The organism is Variovorax monticola (assembly GCF_051216855.1).
Lineage (GTDB): Bacteria > Pseudomonadota > Gammaproteobacteria > Burkholderiales > Burkholderiaceae_C > Variovorax.
This window is the reverse complement of sequence record NZ_JBPJZP010000009.1, coordinates 1-11,594: the sequence shown is the minus strand read 5'-3', so window position 1 is coordinate 11,594 and position 11,594 is coordinate 1. Positions and strand designations below refer to the sequence as shown.

General features: G+C 64.4%; 14 protein-coding genes and 1 tRNA gene. 11 read left to right on the top strand and 4 right to left on the bottom strand.

What is annotated here, in order from left to right; genetic code table 11:
- Positions 1 to 6 precede the first annotated feature (6 nt).
- The 5 genes from ACSFA5_RS29535 to ACSFA5_RS29515 all read left to right on the top strand — a co-directional run bounded on the left by ACSFA5_RS29535 (position 7) and on the right by ACSFA5_RS29515 (position 2,563).
- A complete protein-coding gene (locus ACSFA5_RS29535; protein WP_435447604.1) occupies positions 7 to 432 on the top strand; it encodes an NfeD family protein in 426 nt (141 codons plus the stop codon).
- A 33-nt stretch (positions 433 to 465) separates the two neighbouring features.
- Positions 466 to 1,395 (top strand): SPFH domain-containing protein, encoded by a 930-nt coding sequence (locus tag ACSFA5_RS29530; protein WP_435438304.1) that lies wholly within the window; start codon positions 466 to 468, stop codon positions 1,393 to 1,395.
- Positions 1,396 to 1,429: 34 nt separating this feature from the next.
- A tRNA-Ser gene (locus ACSFA5_RS29525) sits at positions 1,430 to 1,520 on the top strand.
- A 196-nt stretch (positions 1,521 to 1,716) separates the two neighbouring features.
- Entirely contained in the window at positions 1,717 to 2,073 is a 357-nt protein-coding gene (locus ACSFA5_RS29520) for a hypothetical protein (RefSeq protein ID WP_435447603.1), read from the top strand.
- A 100-nt stretch (positions 2,074 to 2,173) separates the two neighbouring features.
- The gene (locus tag ACSFA5_RS29515) at positions 2,174 to 2,563 is read left to right on the top strand and encodes a response regulator (protein WP_435447602.1); all 390 of its coding nucleotides are present in this window, start codon (positions 2,174 to 2,176) and stop codon (positions 2,561 to 2,563) included.
- 63 nt (positions 2,564 to 2,626) lie between these two features.
- On the opposite strand, the gene ACSFA5_RS29510 is transcribed toward ACSFA5_RS29515, so the two are convergent.
- From ACSFA5_RS29510 to ACSFA5_RS29495, 4 genes are all read right to left on the bottom strand, one after another.
- On the bottom strand, positions 2,627 to 3,835 hold the full coding sequence (locus ACSFA5_RS29510) for a branched-chain amino acid ABC transporter substrate-binding protein (protein ID WP_435447601.1): 1,209 nt from the start codon (positions 3,833 to 3,835) through the stop codon (positions 2,627 to 2,629).
- A gap of 134 nt (positions 3,836 to 3,969) precedes the next feature.
- Complete coding sequence (locus ACSFA5_RS29505; protein WP_435447600.1) at positions 3,970 to 4,374, bottom strand: hypothetical protein; 405 nt, start codon at positions 4,372 to 4,374, stop codon at positions 3,970 to 3,972.
- A gap of 1 nt (position 4,375) precedes the next feature.
- Positions 4,376 to 4,816 (bottom strand): DNA polymerase III subunit chi, encoded by a 441-nt coding sequence (locus tag ACSFA5_RS29500; protein ID WP_435447599.1) that lies wholly within the window; start codon positions 4,814 to 4,816, stop codon positions 4,376 to 4,378.
- Positions 4,813 to 6,327, bottom strand: a complete 1,515-nt coding sequence (locus tag ACSFA5_RS29495) for a leucyl aminopeptidase (RefSeq protein ID WP_435447598.1) — start codon at positions 6,325 to 6,327, stop codon at positions 4,813 to 4,815. Before ACSFA5_RS29495 ends, ACSFA5_RS29500 begins: the two co-directional genes overlap by 4 nt.
- Positions 6,328 to 6,348: 21 nt before the next feature.
- Here ACSFA5_RS29495 and lptF point away from each other — a divergent pair, with 21 nt between their 5' ends.
- From lptF to ACSFA5_RS29465, 6 genes are all read left to right on the top strand, one after another.
- Positions 6,349 to 7,473 (top strand): LPS export ABC transporter permease LptF, encoded by a 1,125-nt coding sequence (lptF, locus tag ACSFA5_RS29490; RefSeq protein ID WP_435447597.1) that lies wholly within the window; start codon positions 6,349 to 6,351, stop codon positions 7,471 to 7,473.
- Positions 7,470 to 8,582: an LPS export ABC transporter permease LptG gene (gene lptG, locus ACSFA5_RS29485; RefSeq protein ID WP_435447596.1), complete on the top strand. Its 1,113-nt coding sequence runs from the start codon at positions 7,470 to 7,472 to the stop codon at positions 8,580 to 8,582. The genes lptF and lptG overlap by 4 nt, the downstream gene beginning before the upstream one ends.
- On the top strand, positions 8,579 to 8,968 hold the full coding sequence (locus ACSFA5_RS29480) for a sirohydrochlorin chelatase (protein WP_435447595.1): 390 nt from the start codon (positions 8,579 to 8,581) through the stop codon (positions 8,966 to 8,968). Before lptG ends, ACSFA5_RS29480 begins: the two co-directional genes overlap by 4 nt.
- A 63-nt stretch (positions 8,969 to 9,031) precedes the next feature.
- Positions 9,032 to 9,973 carry a CysB family HTH-type transcriptional regulator gene (locus ACSFA5_RS29475; protein WP_435447594.1) on the top strand — a complete coding sequence of 314 codons (942 nt, stop codon included), beginning with the start codon at positions 9,032 to 9,034 and terminating at the stop codon, positions 9,971 to 9,973.
- On the top strand, positions 9,970 to 11,142 hold the full coding sequence (locus tag ACSFA5_RS29470; protein ID WP_435447593.1) for a pyridoxal phosphate-dependent aminotransferase: 1,173 nt from the start codon (positions 9,970 to 9,972) through the stop codon (positions 11,140 to 11,142). The genes ACSFA5_RS29475 and ACSFA5_RS29470 overlap by 4 nt, the downstream gene beginning before the upstream one ends.
- Positions 11,143 to 11,286: 144 nt before the next feature.
- Positions 11,287 to 11,445 carry a DUF3309 family protein gene (locus ACSFA5_RS29465; RefSeq protein ID WP_435447592.1) on the top strand — a complete coding sequence of 53 codons (159 nt, stop codon included), beginning with the start codon at positions 11,287 to 11,289 and terminating at the stop codon, positions 11,443 to 11,445.
- Positions 11,446 to 11,594 lie beyond the last annotated feature (149 nt).

Sequence of the window (11,594 nt, the reverse complement as noted above, 5' to 3'; positions counted from 1 at the left end):
GTCGACATGGCGAATTCCACCGTCTGGTGGCTGATTGCGGGGGTGGCCATCGTGGCCGAGTTGCTTTCGGGCACGGTCTACCTGCTGCTGCTCGCCGCCGGCTTCGCCGCCGCCGCGATCTCGGCGCACCTGGGCTTCGGTACCGTCACGCAACTCATCGTGGCGTCGGTGATCGGCGTGGGCGCCGTGCTGGTCTGGTATTCGGTCCAGCGCCGGCGCCCCGCCGCACCGCGGACCGGCACCAACCGCGACGTGAACCTCGACATCGGCGAGAGCGTGCAGGTCGATGCCTGGAATGCCGACGGCACCGCGACCGTTCGCTACCGCGGCGCGCAATGGACGGTGATTCAGCACGCAGGCAGCACCCCGTCCGCCGGAGAGCACCGCGTGGTCGAAGTGATCGGCAGCCGCCTCGTCGTCGACAAGGTTTAGTCAGTCCATAGAACTCAGAAAAGGAAGCGCACCATGGAATTTTCGGTCCCCCTCATCATCCTGGTCATCGCGATCATCTTCATCAGCCAGTCGGTCAAGTTCGTGCCGCAGCAGAACGCCTGGGTGCGCGAGCGCCTGGGCAAGTACCACAGCACGATGACGCCCGGCCCCAACTTCCTGATCCCGTTCATCGACCGGGTGGCCTACAAGCACAGCCTGAAGGAAATTCCGCTCGACGTGCCGAGCCAGATCTGCATCACGCGCGACAACACGCAGCTGCAGGTCGACGGCATCCTGTACTTCCAGGTGACCGATCCGATGCGTGCGAGCTATGGCTCGTCGAACTACATCGTGGCGGTGACACAGCTCGCGCAAACCTCGCTGCGCAGCGTGATCGGCAAGCTGGAGCTGGACAAGACCTTCGAGGAACGTGACGTCATCAACGCGCAGGTGGTGGCCGCCATCGACGAGGCGGCGCTCAACTGGGGCGTGAAGGTGCTGCGCTACGAAATCAAGGACCTGACGCCGCCGAAGGAAATCCTGCTGGCCATGCAGGCGCAGATCACCGCCGAGCGCGGCAAGCGCGCGCTGATCGCGGCCTCGGAAGGCCGCCGCCAGGAGCAAATCAACATCGCCACCGGCGAGCGCGAAGCCTTCATTGCCCGCTCCGAGGGCGAGAAGCAGGCGCAAATCAACAACGCACAAGGTGAAGCCGCGGCCATCACCGCAGTGGCCACGGCCACGGCCGACGCCATCGAGCGTGTGGCTGCAGCGATCCGCCAGCCGGGCGGCGAGCAGGCTGTTCAGCTCAAGGTGGCCGAACGCGCCGTCGATGCGTACGGCAAGGTCGCAGCAGATTCGAAGACCACACTGATCGTGCCGAGCAACATGTCCGAGACCGCAGCGCTCATTGCATCGGCGATGCGCATGATTCAGACCGGCAAAAGCGCCGGCCCGACCTGAAACGGCTCGAAGCCAAGCTATAATTTGAGGCTCAGGAGCGGTGGATGAGCGGTTTAAGTCGCACGCCTGGAAAGCGTGTGAGGGTTAATAGCCCTCCGCGGGTTCGAATCCCGCCTGCTCCGCCAGAGATTGATTGTTCGTAACCGTTCGCGAACATGCAGACAGCACAAGAAGCCCAAGTCGCCACAAGCACTTGGGCTTTTTTGTCATCTGTTCTGCAAGGCAATGCGTTGCTTTGCAACAACTAGGCATCGTGCACCGGGCGTTTCGTCTGGCAGTACGATTCAAAGGTTTTACTTTCAAGCCTGCAAAGGAGCCTCGATGGCTGGACAACCCCAAATCTCGCCGCGTGGCACGACATCGCTGGACCGCACCCTTCAAAAGAGCGAACAGGTGGCTGCCGATGTACAGCGCGCCTCGGACAACCTCGCCGTTGTGACCACCGTGCTCGAACAAGAGCTGCCCGCAGAGGTGCAGGTCGGCGAAGTGGCGCAGGCCATCGAGCACACGAGCCAGCTCGAGGGCAAACTGGCCAAGTCGGCCGAGAAGCTGGCGGAGGTCAATGCCGCGTTGAGCGAGGAAATCGAGAAGCGCCTCGAAGCCACGGCCGAGCGAGACGAAAGCCTGGCACTGGCCGAGAAGCTCAAGGCAAAAATCCGCGCCCAGAGCTCCAACTGACCCAGGCGGCACAACAGGCTCCCTGCGTCCGTATCCTTTCTCCTACGCTGCGGCGGCGTCAGGCACGCTACGCTATTGGTTCTCAAAGCGAAACCACGGCATGTCCCTCATCACGTTCCTCGTCGAGGACAACAAGACCATCAGGGATAACCTGGTCCCGGCACTCGAGGACCTGGTCAATGGCCATGTGGTCGGCTTCGCCGAAACCGAAACCGAAGCGCTGGCCTGGCTCGACACCCACCCCGACGACTGGCAACTGCTGATCGTCGACCTTTTCCTCAAGGAAGGCTCCGGCCTGGGCGTGCTGGCGGGCTGCAAGACACGCAAGCCGACGCAGCGCGTGGTGGTGCTCAGCAACTACGTCACGGTAGACATTCGCGCGCGCTGCGCGGCGCTCGGCGCCGATGCCGTGTTCGACAAGTCGCGCGACCTCGACGCCTTCATCGAGTACTGCAACACCGACCGCCCCTCGGGCCTCGCGCCGCTCTGAACGGCTCCGGCGGCAGACATGAAAAAAGGGCCCGAAGGCCCTTTTCTTTTTGGCGAATGCCAATCAGCGCACAACGGCGATCTGCGTGCGCACGCCACCCTTGTAGGTGTACAGCGTCAGCGCGCCGTTCTTGATGTCGCCCTTTTCGTCGAAGGCGATCGGGCCGGTCACGCCCTTGTATTGCACCTTGCCGACTTCAGACAGGTACTTTTCCGGATCGGAAGAACCGGCCTTGACCATGGCTTCGGCCAGCACGTTGACCGCGTCGTACACGTACGGTGCATAGATCTGCACTTCCACGCCGTTCTTGGTCTTGAACTTGGCCTTGAAGTCTTCCAGCGGCTGCTTGAAGTCACCGTCCACGCCGCCGGCTTCAGCGCACACCACCATGTCTTCACCGATGGCGTCGCCAGCCAGCTTGGGCAGCTCGCCGGTGCAAAGGCCATCACCGCCCATGAACTTGACGTTCAGGCCGAGTTGCTTGACCTGCTTGAGCATCGGGCCGCCGACAGCGTCCATGCCGCCGAAGAACAGCACGTCGGGCTTGGTCGCCTTGAGCTTGGTCAGGATGGCGTTGAAGTCGGTCGACTTGTCGGTGGTGAACTCGTGGCCCACGATGGTGGCGCCAGCAGCCTTGGCCGCCTTTTCGAATTCTTCGGCAACGCCTTGGCCGTAGGCTGTGCGGTCGTCGATCACGGCAATGTTCTTGCCCTTGAGCGTATCGACCGCGTACTTGCCCAGCGTGCCGCCGAGTTGCGTGTCGTCGGCCACCACACGGAACGTGGTCTTGAAGCCTTGACGCGTGTACTTCGGATTCGTGGCCGAAGGCGAGATCTGCGGAATGCCAGCGTCGCTGTAAAGCTTCGAGGCGGGAATGGTGGTACCCGAGTTCAGGTGACCGACCACGCCGTTGACCTTTTCGTCCACGAGCTTCTGGGCCACTGCGGTGCCTTGCTTCGGATCGCCGGCATCGTCTTCTGCAACCAGTTCGAACTTGGCGGTCTTGTCGCCGATCTTGAGGCCCTTGGCATTCAGGTCTTCGATGGCCATCTTGGCACCCATTTCGTTGTCCTTGCCCAGGTGGGCAATGGGACCGCTGGTAGGTGCCACGTGACCGATCTTCACGACCAGCGTTTCTCCGGCAGGTGCGGGTGCAGCTGCAGCCGGGGCCGCGGCGGTCGGCGCTGCAGCAGGCGCAGCAGCTTCTTCTTTCTTGCCGCAAGCCACGAGCGTGATTGCAGCCAGTGCGACCGCTGTCCATTTCAATTGCATGAGAACCTCCAGAACTTGGATAAAGAATAAAAAACCGGTCGTGTGATCCGGGCGCGCAAACCTCGCAAGTTTCGCGCCGCAGGCCAGCGGCACCCTCACGCCCTTGCGACCTGCGGCGCAGTTTAGCCGAGGATTTACGCGCCGGAAGCTGGCGTAGACCCTGTGTTCTCGGAGAGTTCGGCGGCCATTGCCTCGATGACCAGCGCGCGCAAAACAGCCTCGATTTCAGCGCGCAAACGCGGAACCATTGCATCGAGTTGATGCTGAATGGCGGCTGACACCGTGTCGCTCAAACGTTCTTCCAGCGACAGGTCGACGCGCTGCAGCACGCGGTGCAGGAGTTGCTCTTCGAGGCTGACGATTTCGGCTTGCGTCAGCTGCGCCGCCGGCGGCAAAGCCATGGCGCTCGTCGGGTCGGCATGACGCGCCGGCTCGCCGTGTGGCTCGGAGTTCGGTGGGGTCGCGGGCTCCGCAGGAATCTCTAGCACGGTCGTCAGCGTGGGAACGAACCGGGGCGGTGTGCGCAGCGTGCTGGCCATGTCAGGAACTCTTTGCGAAGTCGTGCGGCTGAATGGTGTAGCCGCGGTCGGCATAGTGGCGCCAGCGCGAGCGCCCGACCTGACGGTCGTGGGTCTCGTCGCTCACGATGTCGATCATGCGCTCGTAGCGCTCGAAGCCGGCGGGCACGTCGAGCCCGAGATTCACCAGCATCTCGCGGTGCGGCAGAGACGCCGCGTCGGCGCCTTCCACGGACAGCACGACGGGCGAACGCGCCACCACATGCGCAGGCGCATCGCCGCGGCAGTGCGCGACGAAGTCCACCGGCGAAAGCTGCCAGAGCGCGGCGTCCACCGCGTCGAGCGTGCGCGCATCGCCCACCAACACCACGCGCAGGCCGCGCGCGTTCACGGCCTTGCGAACCAGCCGGCAGGCGTAGTTCAGCTTGTCCGGCGCGTTGTAGTGAAAGCCGATTTCCGTCACTTCGCGGACCGGGCCTTTCGCGCCGGAGCCTTGGCCGCCTTGGAGGTCTTTGCCTTGGCCGATGCCTCGGCGCTGCCCGCACGGGTCGTCAGGTAGGACACCAGCAGGCCCACCGGCCGGCCGGTCGAGCCCTTGGCGGTCCCGCTCTTCCAGGCCGTGCCGGCGATGTCCAGGTGCGCCCAGGCGAAGTCGCCGGCAAAACGCTGCAGGAACTTGGCCGCGGTGATGGCTCCGCCGGCTCGCCCGGCAATGTTGGCCACGTCGGCGAAGTTGCTCTTCAGGCCTTCCGCATAGTCGTCGTCCAGCGGCAAGCGCCAGCAACGGTCTTGCGAAGCCTCGCCGGCCGCCTCGAGTGCGGCGGCCAGTGTGTCGTCGCTCGAGAACAGACCGCTGCGCACGCCGCCCAGCGCGACCACGCAGGCGCCCGTGAGCGTGGCGATGTCGATGACGGCGGCGGGTTCGAAGCGCTTGGCATAGGTCAGCGCATCGCACAGGACCAGGCGGCCCTCCGCGTCGGTGTTGAGCACCTCGATGGTCTGGCCGCTCATGCTGGTGACCACGTCGCCGGGCTTGACCGCGCGGCCGTCGTTCATGTTCTCGCAGGAGGGAATGAGGCCGACGACGTTGATGGCCGGCTGGATGTCGCCGAGCGCACGGAAGGTGCCCAGCACGCTCGCCGCACCGCACATGTCGAACTTCATCTCGTCCATTTCGGCCGCCGGCTTGAGCGAGACGCCGCCGGTGTCGAAGGTGATGCCCTTGCCGACCAGCACCACCGGCGCCTGGTCCTTCGGTGCGCCGTGGTAGCGCAGCACGATGAAGCGCAGCGGCTCGGCCGAGCCCTGTGCCACGGCGGCGAACGAACCCATGCCGAGCTTCTCGACTTCCTTGGGCCCGAGCACTTCGCACTTGATGTTCGGCAGCTTGGCCAGGCCCTTGGCTGCCTCGCCCAGCAGCGTGGGCGTTGCATGGTTCGCAGGCCGGTTGCCCCATTCCTTGGCCAGCTCGATGCCGTTGACGATGGCACGAGCGTCGTTGAAGGCGGCAGCCACAGCAGGCGAATCGGCCACACCGAGCATCACGTTTCGGATGCTGCGCGGCTCGGCCTTCGACTTGGTGGTCGTGTAGACGTAGCTGGCATCGGCCACCGCCGTCACGGCGCACGCCGCGGCGGCGCCGTCGGCCGGCTGCGCAAACACCACGACCACGCGTTTCGGCCCGTGTGCCTTGACGGCGTTGACCGCGGCAACCACACCGCTGCGGACCGAAGCAAGCTTGCCGTCGCCGATCGCGGCGAGCACCACGCGCGACGCCACGACATCTTCCGGACGGTAGAGCGCCAGCAGCTTTCCGGCCTTGTCGGGCAGGTCGCCGGCCTTGCGGGCACTGGCGGCCAGCACCGAAAGTGGGTCCTTGGCAGTGAGGGGAGCGCTGCCGACGAGCACGATCAGGACATCGGATTTCTCGGCTGCAGCCTGGGCGACGGTGAGGGTCTTGAGTTGAAAGTCCATAATCCTTTTTTTCCTCGAACGATGTTATTCCATTCTTCCCTACGCAAGGAGCTGTCCCGCAGCTTCGGAGCAACCCTCGTGGTCCTGGTCACCATCGTGATGACCATGATGCTCATCCGTACCCTGGGGCTCGCGTCCAAGGGCAGTGTGAACCCGCAGGAAGTGTTCCTGGTGATGGCCTACACGGTGCTCGGCTACATGCCGACCATCCTGAGCCTGAGCCTGTTCATCGCCATTGTCGGCACCCTGTCGCGCATGTACCGCGACAGCGAAATGGTGATCTGGTTCTCCAGCGGGCGCGGGCTCATGGACTTCGTGAAGCCGCTGTTCCGCTTTTCCTGGCCGGTGCTGATTTTGATCTCCGTGATGGCGCTGGTGGGCTGGCCCTGGGCCAACTCGCAGACCATCGGCATGCGCCAGCAGTACGAGCAGCGCAGCGACATCGAGCGCGTGTCGCCGGGCGAGTTCCGCGAGTCGGCCGGACGCGTGCGGGTGTTCTTCATCGACAAGGACACGCCGGACGCCTCCAAGGCCACCAACGTCTTCATCTGGTCGATCGAGCGCAACCTGCAGATCACCACCTCGGCGCGCAGCGGCAGCATTGAGAACATCGGAAACTCTCGCTACCTGCTGCTCAACAACGGCCAGCGGCTGGAGCAGCCGATGGCCAACACCGGCCTGAAGATCAGCGAATTCAAGACCTACGGCACCCGTGCCGGCGGCGACAACGGCACGGTGAACGATGCCACGCCGCCCCGCGCCCGCACCACCCTCTCGCTGCTGGCCGACCCGGGCAACCCCAGCCGCGGTGAACTGGCCTGGCGCATCGGCATGCTGCTGACCGCCGTCAACTTCGTGCTGCTGGCGCTGAACGTGTCGAGCGCCAACCCGCGCGTCGGGCGCAGCGGCAACCTGCTGCTGGCATTGTTCGCGTTCGTCGTCTACTACAACATGCTCAACATCGGGCAGAGCTGGATCAGTTCCGGGCGCTTCGGCATGGCCGGCTTCATGGTGATGCTGCACGGTGGCGTGCTGGTGCTCAACCTGGCATGGCTGAGCGCACGCCAGAACAACTGGGGCAGCCGCCGCACCAAGCAAAGCCGTGCCGCCGCGGTGCCCACACCCAAGATCGAACCCACGACGTGAAAACGATAAGACGCCTGATCTACGTGGAGGTGCTGAAGTCCGTCGCGTTCGTGACGCTCGGCTTCCTGAGCCTCTTTTTCTTCTTCGACTTCGTCGACGAGCTGCAGTCCATCGGCAAGCCGGACAGCCTGAACTACGGGCCCGTGCAGGCGCTGATCTACGTGACCCTGCTGATACCGAGCCACCTGTACGAACTGTTGCCGATCACCGTGCTGATCGGCTCCATCTTCGTCATGGCACGGCTCGCGCAAAGCTCGGAATACACCATTCTTCGTACCAGCGGCCTGGGCCCCTGGCGTGCGCTGCGCACCCTGCTGCTGCTGGGCATCGGCTTCGTGATGCTGACCTTCGCCATCGGCGACTATGTCGCGCCCGCTTCCGAGCGCACCGGCCAGTTGCTCAAGGCCAAGTACCAGGGCATCTATTCCATGGCCGGCAACACCGGCGCCTGGCTCAAGGAGAAACGCGGCAACGTGTCGTACGCGGTGAACGTGCTGTCCATCGACCGCAAGGGCGCGCTGAAGAACCCGCGCATCTTCGAGTTCGACGACGCCGGCTACATCAGCACCCAGATCGTGGCCGGCTCGGCCACCATCGGCGACGACGGGCACTGGATGCTCACTAACGTGGAAGAGCAGAAGTTCGACACGCGCAGCTCGGCCGACCAGGCCCGCATCGTCACCACCCAGAAGGCGCAGCTGAACTGGCCCACGTCGCTCACGGGCGAGATGGTGTCTGTTGCGTTGCTGCGCCCCGACCGCATGAGCACGATCGACCTGTTCGACTACATCCGCCACCTCGACGCCAACGGTCAGACCGCGCAGCGCTACGAGATCGAGTTCTGGCGCAAGGTGTTCTACCCGCTCTCGTGCCTGGTGATGGTGGTGCTCGCCCTGCCCTTCGCTTACCTGCACTTCCGACAGGCCGGCATCACGACCTACGTGTTCGGCGGCGTGATGATCGGCATCAGCTTCTTCCTGCTGAACAACGTGTTCGGCTACCTCGGCAACCTGAGCAACTGGTCACCCTGGCTCACTGCGGCGGCGCCGGGAATGATTTATTCGGTGATGTCGCTGACCGCCTTCAGCTGGCTGGTGTTGCGACGATGACCATGACCACTGCAACACGCAGGCAGGCGCAGGGCATCGTCCTGCTGGCGCACGGTTCGCGCGACGAGCGCTGGCGCGAGCCGATCGAAGCCGTGGCCGCGCGCGTCACCGAGCGAGCGCCTGACGCACTCGTGACCTGCGCCTACATGGAACTGGCCACGCCCGACCTTTCCACCGCGGCCGCCGCCCTGATCACCGCCGGCGCGCGCGCCATCCGCGTCGTTCCGCTTTTCCTGGGCATGGGCAAGCATGCCCGCGAAGACCTGCCGCACCAGCTTGAAGCGCTGCGCCAGACCTGGCCCGACATCGACATCTCGCTCGCCCGCATCGTGGGCGAAGAGCCTGAGCTGGTCGACCTGCTGGCCAGAGTTGCCATCAAATCCTGAACATTCGGCCATTTCGATAGATTAAGAAGGCATAATGAATTCCGTAATAAGACGGAATTTGATATGAATCTGCATCAGTTCAAGTTTGTTCAGGAAGCCGTACGGCGCAACCTGAACCTCACCGAGGCGGCCAAGGCGCTTCACACCTCGCAGCCCGGAGTCTCCAAGGCCATCATCGAGCTCGAGGAAGAACTGGGCGTTGAAATCTTCGCGCGCCACGGCAAGCGCCTGAAGCGCGTGACCGAGCCGGGCCAGCACGTCATTGCCAGCATCGAACTGATCATGCGAGAAGTGGGCAACCTCAAGCGCATCGGCGAGCAGTTCAGCGCGCAGGACAGCGGCACCCTTTCCATTGCCACCACCCACACCCAGGCGCGCTATGTGCTGCCGGTGCCGGTGGCGAACCTGCGCGAGGCCTACCCCAAGGTCAACGTGAGCCTGCACCAGGGCTCGCCCGACCAGGTGGCGCGCATGGTGATCGACGAAATCGCCGAGATCGGCATCGCCACCGAATCGCTCGACGGCTACGCCGAACTCGTGACCCTGCCCTGCTACGAATGGCAGCACGTGCTGGTGCTGCCCAAGGACCACCCGCTGGCTGGCAAGGAGCGCATCTCGCTCGAAGACCTGGCGCTCGAGCCGATCATCACCTACCACCCTTCGTTCACCGGCCGCACGCGCATCGACCACGCCTTCGCACAGAAGAAGCTGTCGCCGCGCATCGCGCTCGAAGCGATCGACTCCGATGTGATCAAGACCTACGTTCGCCTTGGGCTGGGCGTGGGCATCGTGGCCGAGATGGCGGTGCGCGACGAGTCGAACGCCGACCTCGTGGTGCGCCCCATGGGCCATGTGTTCGGCCAGAATATCGCGCGGGTCGCGTTCAAGCGCAGCGCCTATCTGCGCAACTTCGTCTTCAAGTTCGCGGAGCTGCTGTCCGACCGCCTGGACCGCAACCTGATCGCCAAGGCCCTGAGCGGCCACCAACAAGACTACGAGCTATGAGCACAGTTCACGCCCCACGCACGCCGGCCATCGGCACCAAGCTGCCCTCTGTAGGCACCACCATCTTCACGGTCATGTCGACCCTGGCGGCCGAGAAGAACGCGGTCAACCTGGGCCAGGGCTTTCCGGATTTCAACTGCGATCCGAAGCTGCTCGAAGACGTCACGGCCGCCATGGCCGCGGGCCACAACCAGTACCCGCCGATGCCGGGTATTCCGGCGCTGCGCGATGCCATCGCCGCCAAGATTTCCGCGCTCTACGGACACGCCTGCAGCGCTGCCACCGAAATCACCGTCACCGCGGGTGCCACGCAGGCCATCATCACGGCCATCCTCGCCGTGGTGCGCGCAGGTGACGAAGTGATCGTGCTGGAGCCCTGCTACGACAGCTACGTGCCCAACATCGAGCTGGCCGGCGGCAGCGTGGTGCGCGTGCCCCTCACGCCCGGCACCTTCCGCCCCGATTTCGACAAGATCTCTGCCGCGCTCACGCCGCGCACCCGCGCCATCATCGTCAACACGCCGCACAACCCGAGCGCCACCGTGTGGACCGAGGCCGAGATGCGCAAGCTCGAAGAGCTGCTGGCGCCGACCGACGTGTTCGTGATCAGCGACGAGGTCTACGAGCACATGGTCTACGACGGCGCCCGCCACGAAAGCGTGGCGCGGTTCCCGGGCCTGGCGGCGCGCAGCTTCATCGTGAGCAGCTTCGGCAAGACCTACCACGTCACCGGCTGGAAGGTCGGTTTCGTGGCCGCGCCGGCGCCGCTGATGGCCGAGTTCCGCAAGGTGCACCAGTTCAACGTGTTCACCGTGAACACGCCGATGCAGCATGCGCTTGCGCAGTACATGGCGCAGCCCGAGCCCTACCTCGAGCTGCCGGCCTTCTACCAGCGCAAGCGCGACCTGTTCGCCGCCGGCCTGGCCGAGAAGACGCGCTTCAAGTTGCTGCGCAGCGAGGGCAGCTACTTCCAGTGCGTGGACATCTCGGCGGTGAGCGACCTGTCGGAAGCCGACTTCTGCCTCTGGCTCACGGGCGAGATCGGCGTGGCGGCCATTCCGCTGTCGGCCTTCTACGGCAACGGCTTCGACCAGCGCGTAGTGCGCTTCTGCTTCGCCAAGAAAGACGAAACCCTGCTCGCGGCGCTCGACCGCCTTGCACGCCTCTGAGGCAAGCGCCGACGGCACCCGGCTGGAACGCCGGCGCCTTCGGTAGGACGTTCACTGACCACCGAAGGGGCGGCTATCCGGCGATCCAATCGACGGGACAGGTAGAGCATCGAAGCTCAACACAACAACTGCCCTGGAGAAACCATGTCGCTCTCGTTCATTCTGCTGATCGTCCTGATCCTGATACTGGTCGGCGCATTGCCGAGCTGGGGTTACAGCCGCTCCTGGGGCTACGGACCCAGCGGCGGCATCGGCCTCATCGTCGTCATCATCGTCATCCTGGTGCTCATGGGCCGCATATAGGCCCGGCCGGCCACCCATGAAAAAGCCCGCGAAACAGGCTGTGTAAATAGTCAGCCGGCCGCTTAGATCAAGATGCCCCGCAACAGCGGGGCATTTTTCATTGGGGCGCGAAGTGAAGAAGACAAGGGCCTCAGCCCCGCAGCGCCTGG